General features: G+C 49.2%; 14 protein-coding genes and 1 other RNA gene. 6 read left to right on the top strand and 9 right to left on the bottom strand.

Annotated features, from left to right (window positions below; all coding sequences use genetic code 11):
• Nucleotides 1–4: 4 nt before the first annotated feature.
• The 6 genes from QP938_11265 to QP938_11290 form a co-directional block, all read right to left on the bottom strand.
• Nucleotides 5–1,147 carry a reverse transcriptase family protein gene (locus QP938_11265; protein WIO73867.1) on the bottom strand — a complete coding sequence of 381 codons (1,143 nt, stop codon included), beginning with the start codon at nucleotides 1,145–1,147 and terminating at the stop codon, nucleotides 5–7.
• 229 nt (nucleotides 1,148–1,376) lie between these two features.
• Nucleotides 1,377–2,570, bottom strand: a complete 1,194-nt coding sequence (locus tag QP938_11270; protein WIO73868.1) for a hypothetical protein — start codon at nucleotides 2,568–2,570, stop codon at nucleotides 1,377–1,379.
• 2 nt (nucleotides 2,571–2,572) lie between these two features.
• Nucleotides 2,573–3,928 carry a restriction endonuclease subunit S gene (locus QP938_11275; protein ID WIO73869.1) on the bottom strand — a complete coding sequence of 452 codons (1,356 nt, stop codon included), beginning with the start codon at nucleotides 3,926–3,928 and terminating at the stop codon, nucleotides 2,573–2,575.
• Nucleotides 3,925–6,681, bottom strand: a complete 2,757-nt coding sequence (locus tag QP938_11280) for a type I restriction-modification enzyme R subunit C-terminal domain-containing protein (GenBank protein ID WIO73870.1) — start codon at nucleotides 6,679–6,681, stop codon at nucleotides 3,925–3,927. Before QP938_11280 ends, QP938_11275 begins: the two co-directional genes overlap by 4 nt.
• Before the next feature lie 296 nt (nucleotides 6,682–6,977).
• Nucleotides 6,978–7,333: a transfer-messenger RNA gene (gene ssrA, locus QP938_11285) on the bottom strand.
• Nucleotides 7,334–7,924: 591 nt separating this feature from the next.
• Complete coding sequence (locus tag QP938_11290) at nucleotides 7,925–10,486, bottom strand: MMPL family transporter (protein WIO73871.1); 2,562 nt, start codon at nucleotides 10,484–10,486, stop codon at nucleotides 7,925–7,927.
• 155 nt (nucleotides 10,487–10,641) lie between these two features.
• Between QP938_11290 and QP938_11295 the strand changes: the two genes are divergently transcribed.
• Together QP938_11295 and QP938_11300 are read left to right on the top strand one after the other, a co-directional pair.
• Entirely contained in the window at nucleotides 10,642–11,598 is a 957-nt protein-coding gene (locus QP938_11295) for a 2-hydroxyacid dehydrogenase (GenBank protein WIO73872.1), read from the top strand.
• A gap of 65 nt (nucleotides 11,599–11,663) precedes the next feature.
• Nucleotides 11,664–12,890, top strand: coding sequence for a sodium:proton antiporter (locus tag QP938_11300; protein WIO73873.1), 1,227 nt, complete (start codon nucleotides 11,664–11,666; stop codon nucleotides 12,888–12,890).
• Between the two features lie 80 nt (nucleotides 12,891–12,970).
• Here the strand turns inward: QP938_11300 and QP938_11305 are convergent, their stop codons facing one another.
• On the bottom strand, nucleotides 12,971–13,456 hold the full coding sequence (locus QP938_11305) for a Spy/CpxP family protein refolding chaperone (protein ID WIO73874.1): 486 nt from the start codon (nucleotides 13,454–13,456) through the stop codon (nucleotides 12,971–12,973).
• Nucleotides 13,457–13,622: 166 nt separating this feature from the next.
• On the opposite strand from QP938_11305, the gene QP938_11310 reads away from it, so the two are divergent.
• From QP938_11310 to QP938_11325, 4 genes are all read left to right on the top strand, one after another.
• The gene (locus QP938_11310) at nucleotides 13,623–14,330 is read left to right on the top strand and encodes a response regulator transcription factor (protein ID WIO73875.1); all 708 of its coding nucleotides are present in this window, start codon (nucleotides 13,623–13,625) and stop codon (nucleotides 14,328–14,330) included.
• Nucleotides 14,330–15,682 carry an ATP-binding protein gene (locus QP938_11315; GenBank protein WIO73876.1) on the top strand — a complete coding sequence of 451 codons (1,353 nt, stop codon included), beginning with the start codon at nucleotides 14,330–14,332 and terminating at the stop codon, nucleotides 15,680–15,682. Before QP938_11310 ends, QP938_11315 begins: the two co-directional genes overlap by 1 nt.
• A 280-nt stretch (nucleotides 15,683–15,962) precedes the next feature.
• Nucleotides 15,963–16,559 carry a LemA family protein gene (locus tag QP938_11320; protein WIO73877.1) on the top strand — a complete coding sequence of 199 codons (597 nt, stop codon included), beginning with the start codon at nucleotides 15,963–15,965 and terminating at the stop codon, nucleotides 16,557–16,559.
• A gap of 60 nt (nucleotides 16,560–16,619) precedes the next feature.
• Nucleotides 16,620–18,530: a M48 family metallopeptidase gene (locus QP938_11325; GenBank protein ID WIO73878.1), complete on the top strand. Its 1,911-nt coding sequence runs from the start codon at nucleotides 16,620–16,622 to the stop codon at nucleotides 18,528–18,530.
• Between the two features lie 33 nt (nucleotides 18,531–18,563).
• Here QP938_11325 and QP938_11330 read toward each other — a convergent pair whose 3' ends face one another.
• Together QP938_11330 and mpl are read right to left on the bottom strand one after the other, a co-directional pair.
• On the bottom strand, nucleotides 18,564–19,175 hold the full coding sequence (locus tag QP938_11330) for a flavin prenyltransferase UbiX (GenBank protein WIO73879.1): 612 nt from the start codon (nucleotides 19,173–19,175) through the stop codon (nucleotides 18,564–18,566).
• 38 nt (nucleotides 19,176–19,213) lie between these two features.
• On the bottom strand, nucleotides 19,214–20,572 hold the full coding sequence (mpl, locus tag QP938_11335) for a UDP-N-acetylmuramate:L-alanyl-gamma-D-glutamyl-meso-diaminopimelate ligase (GenBank protein ID WIO73880.1): 1,359 nt from the start codon (nucleotides 20,570–20,572) through the stop codon (nucleotides 19,214–19,216).
• Between the last annotated feature and the right edge of the window lie 70 nt (nucleotides 20,573–20,642).

Raw genomic sequence — 20,642 nt, forward strand, 5'->3', positions numbered from 1 at the left:
TTATTTAAATATTAAAATCTAACCAAGGCAATTTGTTAAACTCTTGAAGAAATGAGTCACCTTGGACTTCATTGATCGAGCGAACATACATGATCAACCCGTAAAGATGGTTCCTAAATCCCAAAACAGACCTAAATCCCTTTTGCTTACAATGCTCAGGGATACCAACCTTTTTACAGTAGTATAGGTGCATGCGAATCCTGTCCCTTAACTCTCTTGGAATAGTTGTTTTACCGCTATCAATCACAACACCTGTAATAATTTTTCTTGAGCCAGGTGGAATTATTCTGGTTTTCTTCCTATTTTCTCTAAAATGATTTTTATAGAGTACCTTTGATGCTTGTCTTTTGAACTCATAGACAGACTGTCTATTTGCATCTAAGAAAGAAAAACATAAGTCATCAGCATATCTTGAATAGTCTGCACCATGAACATGAGCTAAACTCTCAAGTTCTTGGTCCATTTCAAAGCAAACTAAATTTGATAGTGCTGAACTGGTAGGAGCACCCTGTGGAAGGCTTCCAATTTTAGAACATTGGTACGATTGGTTTTTAGAAAAGTCTATCTCAGAATTCCAACGATCACCTTTTCGCTTTGGAGTAATACGGGTACATAACCTTGCCATCTCAAAGGATAGTAAATTCGGATAACCTAGTGATTTAAATACATCATAAACTTGTCGTTCAGAAATATTACTAAAAAAGCTTTGTATATCCATTTTAAGGATCCATTTAGCATGCATATGTTTCTCAGCATTAGCCTTTAGTGGGTTATTCAAGCCCGGTACATATGCCATGGCAGCTGAGTGAGGCTTTATATTATTTAAAACTTCCTGAGCGATAAAGTCTTGAACTGCCATTAATTGTTCACAAGGAATTGAAATCCAACGTTTTCCGCCAGACCGCTTTCTAATTGGAAAACTTTTATATACAAGGCCTTGAGCATCTTCTGTCGGCCTTGAAACAAATGCATGTAAGTCTTTATAAAGAGTATCTGACAAATTAGCTAAATGTGATAATGAAAATATAACAGGCACATTTTTATTAGTAATTACCCTACCAGCTTTAATGAGCTCTTTTAGGTAGTCTTCTTGAAAGCCGTGTCCTCGACCTTCGTTAAGATATGATTTGGGGTTCCAGCGTGTCATTTACTTCACCTCACGTAAGTGAGGGTATAGATCGCGTTTTAAAGCTAAGGCTTGGTGTAGCCCCAAGCGGAGACCACGTGCTTTAAAACGCGATCTATATTCCACTTTTGCGAGGGCTATTCCAGTGAGTAACGGAATCCGCACTCTTCCAGTGACGAGAGACAACCTCTGTTGAAACCCGCCTAGGCTGGTATTGAGTACTGATATAAAATCGAGCACCCAATTACAACTAAACTTCACGCTGAAACCCCAAAAACGTTGCAGGGTAAAAATTATTATATTCTCTTTTACCCTTAATTCTTTTAGATTTTAATTTACTCCCTCTAACAAGTACATCTTTTCCGAACCGTGTAACATTGAATACTTCATCGATTAAACCATATAATTTTAACTCATCAAATAACTCTTCGATCTTACTTTCAGGCATAACCATCACCTCCCTGACATTCTCAGGACCTCTACCTGCATTCAAATAAGATAAGATGGTTAAAATTTCGAAATGCCCATTATACAAATCTGCGTTTTCTAAAAAATTAACTGCCAACTGGTAGTTTCTAGCCATCCAGAGATCTTCAGCTGTTTCACCAACAGTTACCTTATTGTGAAATAAGGGAAATAAACTTACAGGCACACTTCGATTAGGGAATAAAGGTTTGAAAGATTTTTTCTCTGCATCGCCTTTGCACCATAAAATACCTGGCGCATTGTTAGGGCAGCCGTATTGAAATACGATTGGGCTAAATTGCTTGCCAAACCCAACAATCGAACCACTATCCGAAAGCCTAGAACCATATTTATGACATAATTGGCTAAGACTTTTATTAGTCTTAATAAATGACTCTGTTACTAAATGATCATATTTAATAGAATCTTGATTTAAAGGGCCTACTTTTTGAACTATCTTTTTTAACCCTTCGTTATGTGCCGCAAAAGTAAGAAACCATATATCACACCAACCATGTGAACACCAAGATTTAATGCTTGGACTCACTTTATTCCAAAAATCTATAAATCGTTTTCCTGTGCCAGTGAAATCATCAACATAAATAATATGCTTCACTCGCCTTGCTTTCATAGAATCAACTCTTGGAGAAAGCTCAATATGCTTAGTCATATTTCTTTCTAAGTTTTTTAATGCATGCCCCAACCTTCCACTGCTATCATTTACAGCTTTAAGTTCTTTATCTTGATTAAATACATTTTGAGTGTTTTTAGTAACAGGAAATATGGCAACAGACGTCTTACCATGATCTCTTTTTTCTAGATCTAACAATAAATTGGTAATGGAACTTTGCACCCAAGCCTCATACTCTTCCAAACTGACATATCTTAGTTTTTTAAGCATATATTCAGCTAAATATAGATCTGGCATATCGAATTGCTTAAGCCAACTAGCTACTTCTGGAAGTTCTTTAATATCCATATTTAAAGTAAACCCCCTGAAAATGCCGAAGCTAAGATCGACTGTTTATTTTTTCCAGCCAACATGATTTTTTTTGATGAATTCTCATCAGCTCTCTCTATTTGATCAATTTTACTTGAAATATCATTCGCAATTTTCGCTTGTTCCAAAGTTGATGGCAGAGGGATTTTGATTTCTCTAAGCCCACCTAACGGAACTGTTTTTTGCGCCGTACCTGTAGAAACCTCAGTAGCTTGTTTGAAAACAAAACCGCTCGATAAAACATGATACAAATAATCCACCGAAATATTTTCATTAGGCTTCAAAATAGCTATATGTCTTTGAACACAAAAAGGAACATCCTGATCAACCCTGACTGGTATTCCATAACTTCCAACAACTGTATATAACAAATCACCTTTTAACGGCTTTCTAATATCTGCCAAAGAGTCATAATATGATTGAGGTACAAATCTAGTTTTACCAAAAGTCAAAACTCCTTGATTAACATCACCTATCACTAGAAAAGGGATCCCACAATCCGACTTTGGAGGTGCCTGGTGATCTCCATCAGTAATAACATCAAATACATGTTGCAAACTGACCCATTCCCAACCTTCTGGAATTTCGGGCAAATCTTCAGCTCCAGGAAGCTCAGGCTCTTTGTACTTCTCCTTCCACTTATCATTCTTAGGCATCTTGCCTTTGGCTTTAAATTGTTCGAGTTGTTGTTCTTCCCATTTTTGGCGGCGTTCGGTGAGGATACGTTCTAACAGTTGGCTTGCTGGCTCTAGTTTGTCTTTATTCTGCTCGCGCCATTCTTTGGTGAGTTCGCCGGTGACGGCGGCTTTAAGGACGGATTGGCGGTATTGTTTGAGCAGTTGTTTGGCTTTGTTGAGGGCTTCGATGCCGGCGTCGATATGGGAGAAGAGTTCTTCGATTTTGGCGACGATGCGTTTTTGCTGGTCGAGAGGGGCTAACTTAAACGCTACTTTGTATGCATCATTTCTGTTTAACCCAGGAATAGCAGTCGACTTATCAAGCCGGCCCAAGTCCAGATGGCCTAGTTGATAATATAGATACTTGATGTCTAGACCTTTTGGGGGAATAACATAATAAACGGTATCTATAGGCCAGCATGGTTTATGACTTATAAAAATATGGCCAACATTTCCTTTTCGCCCAACAATCAAACATTGCTCAGTCACAAGGGGTTGATCATGTCTCCCTACATTTCCACTTGAGCCAAATACAGATATTTCGCCAGTCTCAACACGATCCTTAACTGTTAAAGATTTCCCATATTCGAGTTTAATTAAATCACCCAAAGATATTTCTTGCCAGTTATTAGGCAATTCCTTTACTGCTACTTCACTCATGCAATTAAGAATCCATTAAGTTCTTGAATAATTACATTCAATTCTTTACCAAACAATTGCTGCGCCTTTAATAAACCGCCCTGCTGTTTACATTCGGGGATAAAATCAAAATCATCAATTTCAAATTCGGCGTTATTGGCGATCTGTTGTTTTATTCTTTCTAGCCAGATTAACTGCTCTGCAGTGAAGGCTTCGCCTTCTGGATTCCCGCCTTCGCGGGAATGACGGTGAAAAATATGTTGTGCCAACCAGGTATCGAAGCGTTGGTTAACCAATTCTGGGAATGGTTCTAACTCGTTTGCCACACCGATGGAGCAACGGATCAGGCTGATTAATGCAGGCAGCTTTTGGTTGGGCGGTGCGCCTTTGGCTTTGAGTTTTTCTAACAGCTCATAGGCCTGCCACACTTCTTGCGGGGCAATGTTATAGGGCGGCTGTTCGATATCTTCTACTAAATCATTCAATTGCTCGTAGCTTAAGTGACGCTCTGTCCACGGTTGGTTGTATACCAGTTGAATGGCATCGAGTTCGTTTTTATGGTCGGCAATAAATTGTTGCCAACTTGCGATGGTCTTTTCTGCCCGCTCGGTGCTGTAGCCAGTACCTTCGGTAATGAGCTCATCGGCGGAGTCATCGATGATTTGATCATTCTCTTTACGGAAGACTTCTAATATGTCGCGCAGCTCCGGGTTATGGAATGGCATCACAAGCTGATCAGCTTGTGGCTCGAAAGCTTGTTGAATTTGCTCTTCACTAGGATGTTCCGTGTTAAATTGCTGCTGAGCGGTTTCGGCCAATTTGGCATCATTAGTGGCGTGTATTAGTTCACCGGCGATCAGCGCCAGTGGTTTGCCTGCCAGTTCGGCGACTTTTTTGCGTTGCGCTTCATTGAGTTTGCTATCGAGCCGTAACATGCGATTACCGAGGGAGCGCAGGCTATCGGAGTGGCGATCGCCCTGGGCGATTTGCAGCATCAGTTTTTCGGTAGAAACAGAAGGCTTTGCCTCTAGCGATTTGGATTCGGTTTTATCGGTTTCGGTAACGCCGACGCAGTCGATCAAAACAAAGCGCACTTTTTTGCCGGCATCAGGTGTTACTTTTTTCAATTCGTCATCGCCGATCACGCGAGTACCCCTGCCCTTCATTTGTTCGTAGTAAGCGGGGCTTTTCACATCACGCATAAACATCACCACTTCGAGCGGTTTGATGTCGGTGCCAGTGGCGATCATATCGACTGTAACGCCCACTCTTAAGCGTGGGCTGGTGCGAAATTCGGCAATAGTATCTTCAGCGGTTTTTTTGCCTACGCGGTAGGTAACTTTTTTGCAGAACTCGTTGCCCTCGCCGAAGATTTCTCGCACGGTATCAACGATGCGATCGGCGTGTTCATCATCTTTGGCGAAGATTAGGGTTTTGGGCAGCCATTCGCCGCTTCTATCGGTAAAGATGTCGGTAAAGACTCTGTCTTTAAAGGTTTGGATGATGGTGCGTATCTGGTTAGGGGCAACCACTGAGCGGTCGAGTTGTTTGGCTAGCCAGACTTCATCTTGATCGAGGGTTTCATAACGCTCTTGTTTTGTGAGCCTATCTCGTATGGATACGGTGGTGCCCGCTTCGATGGTATCGCCCTGTTCGGTTTTTTTGGTGCGTATGCGGTAGATATCGTAGCCGACGTTCACGCGGTCTATCACGGCTTCTTCGTGGGTGTATTCGCTAACCAGGTTTTGGTTAAAAAAGCCGATGGATTTTTTGGTGGGCGTTGCGGTAAGGCCGATTAAAAAGGCATCGAAATATTCCAGCACTTGGCGCCACAGGTTGTAGATGGAGCGATGACATTCGTCGATGATGATCACATCATAGGCTTCAACAGGAATAGCCGGGTTATAACGCACTTCTCTTGGCAGGCTGTTTTCCCCATTTATGTATGAGCTGCCCATTTCATAACCTGAAACTTCTTCGGCATCGTCATCGAGCTCTTTACCGCTAAGTTGCGAATACATGCGCTGGATAGTGGAAATGGTGACTTTAATTTCATCACCCACACCACCTACACCCAATATATGAGCGTTATACAGCTCGGTGAATTTACGGCCGTCATCGGGAGTGGTGTATTGCTGAAATTCTTTAAGGGCTTGGCGGCCTAGGTTGCCGCGGTCTACCAGAAACAGTACGCGATTGACCTTGGCGAATTTGGCCAGGCGATAAACCTGTGTACAAGCAGTAAAGGTTTTACCGGCACCGGTGGCCATTTGCAATAAGGTTCTGGGTTTGTTTTCTTTTAATGACTTTTCAATGCCGTGGATGGCATCGATTTGGCAATCTCGCAAACCGTTGGTATTCAGCTCGGGCAGGTTTTGTAGCCTTGCTCTGAAGCTATCACCATCTTCCAGCAAGTTTTTTAAAGTTTTAGGTTGATAGAAGTGGTAGACCTTGCGTGAGCGTGGGTTTGGATCTCTTCCATCACGAAAGCGGATTTCATGGTTAGTGGCTTCGTATAAAAATGGAAGCGGTTTACCTTCTTCTGCCCAACGTTTGATGAACTTGGTATTAGAGGTGGCATAACGGGCCGATTGCTCAGCCACTTGGCCCAAGCTGGTGCCTTCGCGCTTCGCCTCGATAATGCCGCAGGCTTTGCCTTGAATGAATAGCATGTAATCAGCAGGGCCGGTGCCCGTATCCATTTCACGCACGGCAACACCATGAACACCCTGTTCACCAGCGTATAGATTCATGGCTTTTTTATCTTGAATCACCCAACCAGCTGCTTCCAGCTTGGCATCTACCTCTAGTCGGGTTTCGGCTTCGAGCATATCGGTTGGTGTCATGGTTCCTTCACAAGCATCCGTTTTAGTTATTTACGCCAGTTTACAAACACAAGGGAGGGGTGTCACTTTCTTACTACTATTAAGCTGAACATCAAATTGAGAGAGCGTTTTGTTCTCTGTCTAATGAATTAAGGCAAAACTAATCACTGCACAAGCATCCCACTGAACCCAAAAAGAAAAAAGCCTCGCAACTCAATATGTTACGAGGCTTTTCGGACTTGTGTTGGTGGAGGCGGCGGGAGTTGAACCCGCGTCCGTCAGCACTCCGCCCTCGGCTCTACATGCTTAGATTCCATCTATTTATTTAGCCTCACACAGCCCGATGGGCAGGACGTGGTTGGCGATCTCAGTTAGTGTTTAACAGCGCTGCCCTGAGAATGCTTTGCTGCGGTCCAGTTCTATTTGACAGAAGCTTCCCGTTTACTGGCATCCGATGGCTTCTGTTAGCGGGGTTTAGGCCGCTAAAGCGTAGTTGTCGTCGTTGGCAACTATTAATATACGGCTTTGGGTTAACGTGATTGGCCGCCATCACGACATGCACCTTGGGTTTTGTTACCGGCGTCGAATCCAAAACGCCCCCATAACTTCGGCCTATTGTCCTTATGCTGCGTTGGCCGGCGGACTCGAAAATGCTCACGTACCAATGTACGCTCCGCTTTTCTCGCCTTGGCCGCCTTGCCTAAGAACAATTGTCCTCGTTATTGATTTGATCTGTTTACCGTAAGCTGCGTTGCTCTGCGCATTCAGCAAACATCTCTCGTCTGCAATCTTAGTTGAGCCGGCTTATGGTCTAAGCCTTGTATCTCACTCAACTATCTTCGCCCGGCTTACTTGTGAATTTGGGCTGAAGATTGCTTTCGCTACTCGTATGTTTTCTCGTTGATCGCTGGACTGCGGTCTACGGTTTCATCCACGAGCTGGCGATTGTAGCAAATCTTTTGACTGGTTTGTGGGGGATTTGTTCGCTGGATTTGGTGGTTTTGTGGGGTGTGAGGTTGATTCGTCGCTTTGCGCCTCGCAATGACGGGCTCTGGGGGTTTGGTATTTACTTGATGGATGGATGCCCGCCTGCGCGGGCATGACGATGGAGAGGTTATCCCTGGCAGCAGTGCGCCTTCGCGGGAATGACGGGAGGCGAAAAGAAAAAGCCCGGCGATTGCCGGGCTTTGGGTTATTGCTCTGCTGGCTTGTTGGGGCCGAGGGGTTTGATCAGGATGATCAGCCTTGGCAGCAGGGTCAGTGAGCCGAGCAGTGCTGCAAGCATGGCGAAGGCGGTGAGCACGCCGAAGTAGACCGACGGAATAAAGTTGGACAGCGCCAGTATTGAGAAGCCGGCAATAATGGTGATGGCGGTGTAATACAGCGCGCGTCCGATACTGCCGTGGGAGCGGTGCATGGCGGCGATGTAGTCGTGGTCATGGGCGAACTCGACTTTAAAGCGGGTGATGTAGTGAATGGCGTGGTCTACGCCGATGCCCACGGTAATCGCGGCGATGGTGATGTTCATCATATCCAGCGGCACACCAGCCAGCCCCATACCGCCCAATACCACGCTGGCAGCCAGCAGGTTCGGCAGTATGGCGATGATGGAGAAACGCACCGAGCGGAACAGCACCAGGAACATGGCCATAATGCCCAGGAACACGGCACCCAGGGTAACAATCTGGGAGGTGTACAGGCTCTGCAGCATGTTGTTGTACAGCACTAACAGGCCGGACATACGGAAGTCTTCGGACTTTATGCCCACCTCTTCCTCTGCAATTTCCTGAATATGAGCCAGCAGTTCGGAGCGGCGCAGGTCGCCTTCGGTCTCTTTGGTGCGCAGGGTAATGCGCGCCTCGTTGAGCTCATCGTCGAGGTAAGGCTCGATCATGATGTTGTTGATCTCCGGCGACAGCTGCTTGCGCATAAACGCCAGCTCAAGGTCGTCGAGGCGGTGATCCATCAGCTCGTTGGCGGTTTCAAAAGCGTTTACCAATGAACTGACCTTGCCGATCTCCGGCATGGATTCGAGCCTGTAGTGCAGCTTTTCGAGGGTGTTCAAACCGGCACGGGTGAACCAGTAGCTGTTTTGGGTTTCGGACTCGCCTTCTTCGCCAAATGGGTCTTCTTCTGCGAAGGGATCTTCTGATTCAGACTTTTGCGCGAACGGGTCGTCACCTTCTGAAGCAAAGGGGTCGTCTTCGTTGCTGCCAAAGTCGAGATCCACTTTGGCGTCTTCCGGCATTTCCAGAATGATATCAAGCGGCGTGGTGCCGCCGAGCTTGGCATCAATTACTGAAAGCCCTTGGTAGATCTCGGTGGAGTCACGGAAGTAGTCGATAAAGCGGTTATCTACCTGCAGTTTGGTAACACCCCACAAGCTCAATCCGGCCATCACCAGACTCAGGCTCCACACCACTGCCGGGCAGCGCTCGGCAAAGCGGGAGAAGTAGAGAGTAAAGGCGCCGGAGCGATCCTCGCGCTGATTGTTTACGCCGCGCCCCCACAGAATCATACCGGCGGGAATTACGATAAAGGCCAGCGCCAGCGCCACGGTAATACCAATGGTCATCATCCAGCCAAAGTCGATCACCGGGCGAATGTCGCTCACCACCAGCGACGCAAACGCCACTACGGTAGTCAGCACGGTGTACAGGCAGGGTCTGGCCATGTAACGAACGGTCTGTCGAACCAGTTCAAACTGGTCGGCGTCCGGGTCTTCGGCTTGCAGTTCTCGATAGCGAACGATCAGGTGTATCGTCAGCGCGAGCGTAATAATCAACAGCAGCGACACAAAGTTGGAGCTGATCACGGTCAGTCGCCAATCCACCCAGCTGAGATAGCCGAGCATAATCACTACAGACAGAATACAGGTGACCAGAGGCAGCACTACCCAGCGTAACTGACGGAAAATAATCGCCAGGGTAAGGATAATGAACAGCACGATGCTGATACCAAACACTTTCAAGTCACTGCGAATAAAGTCGATCATGTCTGCAGTGATCATGCTGGGGCCACCCAGGAATACTTCAGCATACTCCCTGTAGGGATCCATCAGCTTACGGGCTTTGGCAACACGTAAAGCATCTTTATGGGTGCGCAGGGTATGGTATTCGCGGAATTCGGCCGACACTTTTTCCAGCTCTTCTGCTTCCGCTGGAATCAGGCCAATGGTGTCCCGTTTCAGTCGCAGTGCATCGCGGGCGCGCACCAGCTCAATGTATTTGTCATCTGTTCCCAGAATAGCCATTACACCTGTGGTCTGGCCGTCCGGGCTCAGCACGAGGTCGCGGTAAACCGGGCTGGTGAGAAATTCCTGTTTGGCGGCTTCTCGATCCACACCTTCGGTTAACAGTGTGCGCGGCTCCTGCCCCAACCCGGAAAGGGTCACTTTCGGGCTGAACAACAGCGGCACATCGAGAATAGAAATGACATTATCAACACCATCCAGGGTGGCAAGATCATCTCGCAGCTTGTCTAGGGTGTTTAGGTGTTCGTCGCTGAACAGGTCACCTTCGCGCGGGGTGTAAGTCACCAGCAGAAAGTCGCCGCTGCCATAGCGTTTATTGATTTCGCGGAAATAGTCCAGATCGGTATCGTGCTCAAGGGTCAGGGATTCCGCCGAGGCATCGAGTTTGAAGTTGGGCATACCAAACGCCATACCCACTGCGACCAACATTACCAGAACCAAAGCAATTATCGGGTGGCGCAAAATCGCTGCTTCATAAAGCGACAAAAACCGCTTTCCCATGAATTTTTTCCTTATAAATCCGTAAAAGCTGTAACTGTTCGAGAGCTCAAAGGCCGCTATTATGACGGACAACGGGCTTTTTAGTCAGTCCCAAAGCGTAAACATTTGTAACGGCCTGTTACACTGTGACCTTTTAACCGATAGATTTATTGACCATGTACAAAGGCGTAATTCTCGATTTAGACACTATTGGCCCCACCGACCTCAATCTGGACGAATTGAAGGCCCTGCCCATTGAGTGGCAATTTTTCGGTAACACCAGTAAAGATCAGGTTACCGAGCGAATAGCCGATGTGGATTTTGTGATCACCAACAAGGTTGTGATCAGTGCCGATCACTTCGCCAAAGCCAAAGAGCTGAAATTGATTGCGCTGTCTGCCACCGGTTTTAACAATATCGATATTGAAGCTGCCCGCCAGCACAATGTCACCGTGTGCAACTGTGTAGCCTACTGCACCCCCAGTGTGGTGCAGCACACATTCTCCCTGTTGTTGGCACTCAGCACTCGGCTGATGGACTACCACCACGACTGCATGGATGGGCGCTGGCAGAATAGCGAGCTGTTCAGTTTTCTTGACTATCCGATTCACGAGTTGAGCGGAAAAACCCTGGGTATTGTCGGCTATGGAGAACTTGGCCAAGCCGTTGCTAAAGTGGCAGAGGCATTTGGCATGACTGTCAGAATCGCGTCGCTGCCCGGCCGCGAAGCGGAAGGTCGCACTCCCCTGGCGGAATTACTGCCACAAGTGGATGTACTCAGCCTGCACTGTCCACTGAACGAGCAAACCCGCGACCTGATTGGCGAGCAAGAGTTGGCAGCAATGCCTGACCATGCACTGCTGATTAACGTAGCGCGTGGCGGCATCGTCAATGAACAGGCACTGGCGGATGCCTTGCGCAACGGCACCATTGCCGGTGCGGGTATTGATGTACTGAGTCAGGAGCCACCGCGCAATGGTAATCCACTGTTAGCCGAGGATATTCCCAATCTGTTGATCACCCCCCATACCGCCTGGGCCGGACGTAACGCACGCCAGTTTGCGGTTCACCAGATTGCAGAAAATATTGGTAATTACCTGAAGGGACAAGCGACAAGAGTCGTCAACGGATAAAGAGTCGTCAACTGACCATCTTTTACCGTGAGCTAGACTTCCAGTAGTAATCTGGAAGTCTAGCCATGCCAATTATCGACCTCATAGCTTTTTTACTTCTGCTGTTTGTCGCCAGCCTGGTAATGCCGACCATTGCCAGCTGGCTGCGACTGCCGACTTCCAGCCTGCTGGTGTTGGCCGGTTTTGTGATCTCTGAACTTCACATAAGCCAGGGAGGTGATACCGGCGTTCGCGCCATGCACTTTCAGCCGCTGATTTTTTATGTGTTTCTGCCGGTACTCATTTTTGATGCGGCCTACCACATTCACGCCAGCCAGTTTTTAAAAAACCTTCCGGCAATTTTATGGCTAGCCATCGGCGGTATGGTGCTGTCGGCACTGCTGACTGCCATTGGCATTTATTACGGTATCAATCACACAACCGGGTTCCCCTGGACTACGGCGCTGGTGTGCGGCGCGCTGCTGGCAGCCACTGATCCGGTCGCCGTAGTAACACAAATTCAATCAAGCGGTGCTCCGCAAAGGCTGGGGTTATTGCTGGAGGGTGAGAGCCTGCTTAACGACGCTACGGCAGTGGTGCTGTTCAGTTTGTTTATCTCCCTGGCCAGCAGCCAGTCCGGAGAAATATCTATCCCGGATGCACTGCTGGAGTTTGCCCGATTGTTCGGAGGCGGCATTGCCATTGGCGTAACCTGCGGCTTTGCTGCGCGTTTGCTGCAGCGCTGTCTGGTGGACGGCTTCAGCACCCCCATTCTGACTTTGTTAACAGCGTATGGCAGTTTTTACATTGGCGAACAGTGGCTGCATGTGTCGGGGATCATGTCTGTTCTTTGCGCCGGCCTGGTTTTGGGCAGCGAGCATCAGCGACGGCACACAGAGGAACAGCGTCGCTCACTGAAAAGACTTTGGGGACTGCTTGGGCAACTGGGCACAGATCTGGTGTTTTTGTTGATGGGCGTCACCATCAGCATTGCCATGTTCCAGGAGCGCTGGCTCGCCATGTTGATCGCTATTGGTGCCGTGATTGCTGCTCGCTTTGTCAGCACCTGGCTCTCGCTGCTGGCGGCCAATTTCACTCCGGGCAGCGAACCGGTTCCGAAAGCCTACACCCCGGTTATTATCTGGGGAGGCTTGCGAGGTGTGGTGGCCATTGCCCTCGCTCTATCCCTGCCAACCCACATTGAGGGTTGGTGGACTGTTCAATGCATCGCCTATGGCGTGGTGGCTTTTTCGCTGTTTATACAGGCTCCGACGAATCCGCTGATATTAAGAAGCCTGGTCAAACAGAAATAGTCCTTTAAAAATCTGCTTTATTTTTACTTAAAAAAAATCCCCGCAAGAGCGGGGATAATAGAGGTAGGTAAAATCGGTAATCACTCGTCTTCGGGCTGATCTCTGTCATGATGTTTACCGCGACGTTCTTTCATTTTTTCCTGACGATTTTCTTTCATTTCTTCCATCTGGGCGCGTTGCTCTTCGGTCAATACAGCCTGCATGCGCTCATGGATTTCATATCGAAGGGAGATCATTTCTGCTTGATGTTCGCCCTGTGCTTTTGCCAGAGCATCAATATCGCTTTGACTGGCCCCGGAGCCTTTAGCCTCATGCAGGGCTTTGCGAGTTTCACGGGTGGATTGCATCAACTCTTTCATTCGCGGTCCATACTCTTCATGAATGGCTCGCATTTCTTCGCGCTGCTGTTCAGTCAGTTGAAGCTTTTCGGCCATCCTGTCACCCATCTGCATCATGCCAGGGTGGTGACGACCGCCCTCTTTCTTACCATGCTGGTCAGCCATAGCGATGCCTGAGAGTGAGATGGTTGCAAGTAACGCAATAGCTGTAGTTTTAAAAGTCATCATGGCAGTTCCTCCAATTGGCTCCATTTGATTGACGATTTGAGTCTACGCCCCGGTTTCGTCAGTGTGGGTATTGCCTGTGTAAATAGGGTGTAAATCTTTGTAAATGGGAGCAGAGCCACTATTCTGTGTGGCATTATCTAAGGCCGTAATTCGGCGGAAAGGTGCCATGAGCCAGCGAATTCTGATTATTGATGACGACACAGAGCTTTGCGAAATGGTGTCTGACTATCTATCTCTGGAGGGGTTTGCCACCCACTCGGTCCACTCAGGTACCGAAGGTGTTGAACAGGCACTGTCTGGTGGCTTTGACGCTGCCATTCTCGATGTAATGCTACCCGGCCTGAACGGCTTTGATGTATTGCGCCAGGTTCGTGCAAATACCCAGATCCCGGTGTTAATGTTGACCGCCCGGGGAGAAGAAGTAGACCGAATCGTTGGCCTGGAAATGGGCGCCGACGACTACCTGCCCAAACCTTTCAACCCCAGGGAACTCACCGCTCGCCTGAAAGCCATTTTGCGACGCTTTAAAGTCAACCAGGCAGTTGGAAGCGACCACAAATACCAGATGGCAGGGCTTGAGCTGCAACCCTCTGCCCGTCGCGCCAACCTGAATGGCAACGCACTGGATCTAACCAGCTCGGAATTTAATATTCTGGAAGTTTTGATCCAGCATCCGGACCAGGTGGTTAGTAAAGAGACCATCTCCGAGATGGCTCTGGGCAAACCGCTGGAGCGTTACGATCGCAGTATTGATATGCACATCAGCCATCTGCGCCGCAAACTCGACAGCGGTGCCCCGGAAAATCCCCAGATACTGACGATTCGAGGCATTGGCTACCAACTGTGCCCCACCAACCAGGAAGGATCGAATTGATGGGGCGCTTGTTCTGGAAACTGTTTTTTGCCTTTTGGCTGGCTTTTGTCGTTATCGGCTTTGGCGCTTTGATCAGTTTTAAGCTGTACCGGGACTATCTCGAATGGGAACTGTTTGAGCAATCTGCCCGGCCTGAGGTTCATACTGTAGCCAGCACGCTGGAGGAGGAAGGCGAAGAAGCGGCGGTACGCTTGATTCACGAAATCCACCGTGCAAGAAAACGACTTTTTATTGTAGTGGTGGACAGCAAAGAGCAGAGCCTGCCGGGATTACCACTTCACCCCAGAGCAGAGCGAATCCTCAAAGAGGCTCGCCGTGACTCTCTGCGATTTCCCACCCGAAAAGTCACCACCCCAAAAGGAAAAACCTATTGGGTGATCGCCCTTGACCCACAAAATCGAGGCATGGCACATGAAAGGCGCCGGGAACACTGGCTCACAATGCAGTGGATGGGCTTGAGTATTTCAGTGGTTGTTTGCCTGTTTATCTGCTTTGGCCTGGCCCGCTATCTGAGCCGCCCTATCAAGCAGTTGAGTTCTGCCAGTCGCAATTTTTCCGAGGGTGAACTGTCTATTCGTGTCTCACCAGCGTTGGGTAACCGCAAAGATGAAATCGCCGATCTTGCCGGTGACTTCGACAACATGGCCGAAAAGCTGCAAGGCCTGATTGATGGCCAGAAAAGACTGCTCCGCGATGTTTCACACGAACTGCGTTCACCGTTGGCGCGACTGCAAATGGCTGTGGGTTTGGCACGCAAGCGCCGGGAACACAATCTGGAAAGTGAAGAACTCGACCGAATTGAAAAAGATGTCGCTCGGCTTGAAGAGCTGGTCAAACAGGTGCTGACTCTGTCGCGGCTCGAAACCGATTTACCCGATGCCCATGAAGACTGCGTCGATATTAATGAGCTGATCTGTGCAGTGGTGGAAGATGCCGATTTCGAAGCGCAACAGCGCAACTGCCGGGTTCTGCTTACTGCCTGTGTCGAGCTTGAAATGATGGCCAATGCCGAGCTTCTGCACCAGGCACTGGAAAATATTGTGCGCAATGCGGTTCGTTATACGGAGCCAGGAACAGACGTTGAGGTCTCATCAAGCCAGTCTGATACTCGGCTGGTAATCGAAGTCTGCGATCAGGGACCAGGTGTCCCCGATGATCAGTTAAGCGGCTTGTTTGAACCTTTTGTGCGCCTAAGCGCAGCGCGGGAACACACTGGCGGTTTTGGTCTGGGGCTGGCAATCGCTCAACGCGCTATTGCTCGCCATGGCGGAAAAATCTCTGCAAGAAACCGTGCATCCGGCGGACTCTGTGTTAGTGTTGAACTGCCGTTGAATTCCCGACAAGAAGCCTAGGGCCTGATGACACTGCTTGAATTATTGCTACTGAAGGTAACAGTTAATTAGTGGGAATAGGACTTAATATCGGTTCAATCAAAAAACCAGAAAAAAGTAGCAAGCTAAATCCCTGCTACCCTGTAAGATTCCGCACTTAAGGTTTTGCGGCCATTGCCACTGACGATTTTCACTCTCCAGTGGCATATATACGTTCCGTAAATATTGAATGTCTGCGCCAGTCACTGCATCATTCGTGGGTCAGGCAACAATCAATAACAGTTAACTGCAGGTGATGGTCATGGAATGGTCCTCAATATTTTTTTGGCTCGTAGTCGTTTTTGTTGTTTTGTATGTTGTATCTATCTACAACCGCCTGGTCACCATGCGAAATCGGTTTAAAAACGCTTTCGCACAAATTGAGGTGCAACTGAAGCGCCGCTACGATTTGATTCCCAACCTGGTTGAAACCGCCAAAGGGTATCTCTCCCACGAACGGGAAACCCTCGAAGCAGTAATTGCTGCCCGTAACGAAGCGCTGACCGGCTTGAACGCCGCCGCCCGGAACCCAAGCAACCAGGCAGCCATGGATGAATTGGTCAATGCTGAAAAACACCTAACCAGTGCGCTGGGCAAATTGAGTGTAGTGGTAGAAGCCTACCCCGAACTGAAAGCCAGTGAAAACATGCAGCAGTTGAGTGAGGAGATGACCAGCACCGAAAATCGTGTCGCTTTTGCACGTCAAAGCTTCAATGACTCGGTTATGGCTTATAACACCTACAAGCAAAGCTTCCCGCCTGTTGCTCTGGCCGGCCTTTTTGGGCACGGCAAAGATGCCTCGTTGCTGGAATTTGCCGACACTGCGGACATTCAGGACGCTCCGAAAGTATCATTCTAGGAACACATCGGTTTGCCCTGACTTTCAGCTCAGGGTAAACATCCAAAAGGATCTTTGGCGATGAATTTTTTTCAGCATCAAGAAACGGCTCGCCGCAATACCTGGAAGTTGATCGGGTTATTTGTGATTGCGGTTGCCGCCCTGATTGTCATGACCAACATACTGGTCGCCCTGGTTTTCGGCTTGCTTGGCAATGGTGCTGCTGATAGTTATCAGGCCGCACATAACTTCTCCCAACCCTTCAATTGGGGTCGCTTCTGGCAGATTGCCCTGTTTGTCGCCGGCACCATCGGACTGGTCATGCTTTTCAAGTGGATGCAGTTGCGAAGTGGTGGCAGGGTTATCGCTGAGCGATTGGGTGGCACAGCCATCCCCTCCGGCACCCAGGATTACAAACAGCGCCAACTGCTCAATGTCATCGAGGAGATGGCTATCGCCGCTGGTTTGCCGGTACCGCCTGTTTACCTGTTGCCCGAGCAGGGCATCAATGCCTTCGCCGCCGGTTATGAACCCAGTGATGCGGTCATTGGTATTACCCGGGGTTCACTGGAGCAACTGAACAGGGACCAATTACAGGGCGTTATCGCACACGAGTTCAGCCATATTCTCAATGGCGATATGCGCATTAACTTGCGTTTGATTGCAGTGCTTTCGGGTATTGTGTTTATCGGCCACGCGGGACGTGCCGTACTCAATAGCGGCCGCTATAGTCGCCGAAAGAGCAACGGTGGCCAGTTGAGTATTGGGTTGGGTCTTGTTGTTATCGGTTATATCGGCGTATTGATGGGAAGCCTGATCAAGGCTGCGATCAGCCGCCAGCGCGAGTTTCTTGCCGATGCCTCTGCTGTACAGTACACACGTAACCCGCAAGGCATAGCGGATGCGCTCAAAATCATTGGCGGCAATCATGCAGGATCCGGGCTTGATTCCCGGCGCGCGGAAGAGAACAGCCATTTGTTTTTTGGCGATGCGCTCCGGCGGGCCGCTAATTCGGCGATGTCTACTCACCCGCCACTGGAAGAGCGCATTCGCCGTATCGAACCCGGCTGGAATGGTGAGTTTTTAACCCCCAAAGCCCCGGAAAAAGACCCCGGTGGCGAACCCGAAACTACCCCGCAGCGCCGAAATGTGGGTGCAGTTGTTACATCAGCTATCGCCGCGTCATCCCTGTCAGATCGGATTCACCACAGTGGCGAAATGGGCCATCCGCAGCTGATCAATTCACGTCAGGTTATAGGTGCAATTCCCGATACATTGAGGGAGGTGTGGAGAGATGTTTACCAGGCCCGTGCGCTGGTTCTCTCCCTGTTAATCCAACGCGACAAAGGCGTTCGTGAAAAGCAACTGACCCTGCTGGAAGTGCGCGACCCGGCGCTATGTGAATTAACCAAAGAGTTGATTCCAATTACCGAAGTACTGGCCACCGAGACTCGATTGCCACTGGTAGAGTTGGCCATACCGGCACTTAAACAGCAGTCCTACAAACAATTTCTGCAGTTCCGCGAACTGATACAGCGTTTTATCGATGCCGATGGCAACGTCTCATTGTATGAGTGGGCTCTGCAGCAGGTCACCCTGACACATCTGCAACCTACCTATAAAAAACCGGGAGAGTTCAAGCCCAGGTTCAGCTCTCTGCGCTATCTGGATATGGAGTGCTATCAGGTATTGAGTTTTCTCGCTCTTCGCGGACATGTGAATTTTTACAGCGCAGAAACGGCATTCCACCAAGCGGTATTTCACCTTGAGTTGGGGCCCGCCAACCTTATCCGTGACGAGCAACTCAGCCTGGAAAAAGTTACTGTTGCCCTGCAGAAGCTCAACTACCTGAAGCCACTGCTGAAGCAGGAGTTTCTCACTGCCTGTGCTATCTGTGTTGAAGTAGACAGCGTCATTACCATTGCGGAGCGAGAATTAATGCGAGCCATAGCGGCAATGATGGACTGCCCCCTTCCACTAGAGGGGGCTTGAGAAATTACCTGTAGGAACAATCCTGAATTGGGGCTACTCGCCCCAACGGGACAATAACCGCTGCTCAACCCCCAGGTGATCGAGAATCCGCGCCACCACAAAATCAATAATCTCTTCGACCGTCTGCGGGCGCTGATAAAACCCCGGGCAAGCTGGCATGATGGTCACCCCCATACGGGCCAGCTTGTGCATATTTTCGAGATGTATTTCCGACAGCGGCATTTCCCTCGGCACCATGATCAACTGACGGCGCTCCTTGATGGCAACATCGGCGGCCCGTTCGATCAGGTTATTACTGGCACCACTGGCAACCGAAGAGATCGTGCCGCCACTGGCAGGGCAAATAACTGTTGAGGTTGGTGACGCCGAACCGGATGCCACCGGTGAAAACCAGTCGCGCTTACCGTACACACAAATCTGCCCGGGCTCCGCATCAAAGTTTTCGATCAGGTACTCTTCCAGCTCATCCTCGTTACGTGGCAGGCTGATATCGGTCTCAGCCTCGATCACCACATGGGCCGCTTCGGAAATCAAAAAATAAACCTGTACACCGGCCTGCACCAGACACTCCAGCAAACGCAGTCCGTATTGGGCACCGGAAGCACCAGTCATGGCCAGGGTAACGGTCTTTTGAAACTTTGACATGGTGTTTTACCTGGGCGCAGTGCGCCGATTAGTTAAATTTATTCGCTACGGCTGCGCAGTGCTTCGATCAGTTTTTGATGGAAGCCGCCAAACCCGCCATTACTCATTACAACAACATGAGCTCCGGTCGCCGCCGCCTTAATGGTCTTTTCAATCAGTACAGACAAGTCCGACTCGGTCTGCGCAGTCACCGGGCTGTTAGCAGCAACGTCATCCAGCCACTCCATACCTTGCGATTTAAACCATAGCACTTCGCTCGCCAACTCTGTCGAGGCGGCCAACTCTTTTTTGTGGTGGCCCATCTTCATGGTGTTAGAACGAGGTTCGATAACCGCGACAATTTTTTCCTCGCCAACCTTATTGCGCAACCCTTCCAGGGTAGTGGCTATAGCGGTCGGGTGGTGGGCAAAGTCGTCGTAAACCTTGATGTTGCTGATATCGGCCAATAACTCCATACGGCGCTTTACGCCAGCAAATTTACTCAATGCCTCACAAGCAGTATGGGGCTCTACCCCTACGTGGCGAGCGGCGGCAATCGCCATAAGGCCATTATCGACACTGTGCTGACCAGTCATGGTCCACTGTACATCGCCCTGCACCACGCCATCGAGCAGCACGCGAAAATGACTGCCATCGGCATTAACCAGTTCTGCCTGCCAGTGCTTGCCGTCGCCGGTAAATTCCAGCTCCGACCAGCAGCCACGATCCAGCACCTCTTTGAGGTTGTTGTCTGACGCTGGGGCAATAATGCGGCCAATGCCGGGAACGGTGCGCACAAGATGGTGGAACTGGGTCTGGATCGCCGCTAAGTCAGCAAATATATCGGCGTGATCAAACTCCAGGTTATTCATGATCAGGGTGCGTGGGTGGTAGTGCACAAACTTGGAGCGCTTATCGAAAAATGCGCTGTCGTATTCGTCTGCCTCGACCACAAAGAACGGCGAATTCCCCAATCGCGCCGACACCCCAAAATTTTGGGGCACACCGCCAATCAGGAAGCCCGGCTGGTATCCCGCGTAATCCAATACCCAGGCAAGCATGGTAGATGTGGTGGTTTTACCGTGAGTACCGGAGACAGCCAGTACCCATTTGTCTCGCAGGAAATAATCCCCCAGCCACTGTGGGCCTGAGGTATAAGGAATGCCTTTATCGAGCACATACTCCACACAGGGATTTCCGCGCGACATGGCGTTGCCGATTACCACCAGATCCGGTGCCGGATCCAGCTGGGCAGGATCATAGCCCTGAATAATTTCAATACCGGCATTTTCCAGCTGGGTACTCATCGGTGGATAGACATTGGCGTCGCAGCCACTCACACGGTGGCCACTGGCCACAGCCAACTGCGCCAGACTGCCCATAAAGGTGCCGCAAATACCGAGAATATGGATGTGCATAAAACTCCCTGAACTCCAAATCACTTTTTATAAAAGGGATTATGTCATTCGCTGGCGAGCTATGTCACTT

It is taken from the genome of Porticoccaceae bacterium LTM1, assembly GCA_030252795.1.
Classification (GTDB): Bacteria; Pseudomonadota; Gammaproteobacteria; order Pseudomonadales; family Porticoccaceae; genus SCSIO-12696.

Bases quoted from the DNA above. Each gene is read 5' to 3' on its own strand.
- QP938_11265 (WIO73867.1), bottom strand. From the start codon at position 1,147: ATGACACGCTGGAACCCCAAATCATATCTTAACGAAGGTCGAGGACAC.
- QP938_11270 (WIO73868.1), bottom strand. From the start codon at position 2,570: ATGGATATTAAAGAACTTCCAGAAGTAGCTAGTTGGCTTAAGCAATTC.
- QP938_11275 (WIO73869.1), bottom strand. From the start codon at position 3,928: ATGAGTGAAGTAGCAGTAAAGGAATTGCCTAATAACTGGCAAGAAATA.
- QP938_11290 (WIO73871.1), bottom strand. From the start codon at position 10,486: ATGGGAAAGCGGTTTTTGTCGCTTTATGAAGCAGCGATTTTGCGCCAC.
- QP938_11295 (WIO73872.1), top strand. From the start codon at position 10,642: ATGTACAAAGGCGTAATTCTCGATTTAGACACTATTGGCCCCACCGAC.
- QP938_11300 (WIO73873.1), top strand. From the start codon at position 11,664: ATGCCAATTATCGACCTCATAGCTTTTTTACTTCTGCTGTTTGTCGCC.
- QP938_11305 (WIO73874.1), bottom strand. From the start codon at position 13,456: ATGATGACTTTTAAAACTACAGCTATTGCGTTACTTGCAACCATCTCA.
- QP938_11310 (WIO73875.1), top strand. From the start codon at position 13,623: ATGAGCCAGCGAATTCTGATTATTGATGACGACACAGAGCTTTGCGAA.
- QP938_11315 (WIO73876.1), top strand. From the start codon at position 14,330: ATGGGGCGCTTGTTCTGGAAACTGTTTTTTGCCTTTTGGCTGGCTTTT.
- QP938_11320 (WIO73877.1), top strand. From the start codon at position 15,963: ATGGAATGGTCCTCAATATTTTTTTGGCTCGTAGTCGTTTTTGTTGTT.
- QP938_11325 (WIO73878.1), top strand. From the start codon at position 16,620: ATGAATTTTTTTCAGCATCAAGAAACGGCTCGCCGCAATACCTGGAAG.
- QP938_11330 (WIO73879.1), bottom strand. From the start codon at position 19,175: ATGTCAAAGTTTCAAAAGACCGTTACCCTGGCCATGACTGGTGCTTCC.
- mpl (WIO73880.1), bottom strand. From the start codon at position 20,572: ATGCACATCCATATTCTCGGTATTTGCGGCACCTTTATGGGCAGTCTG.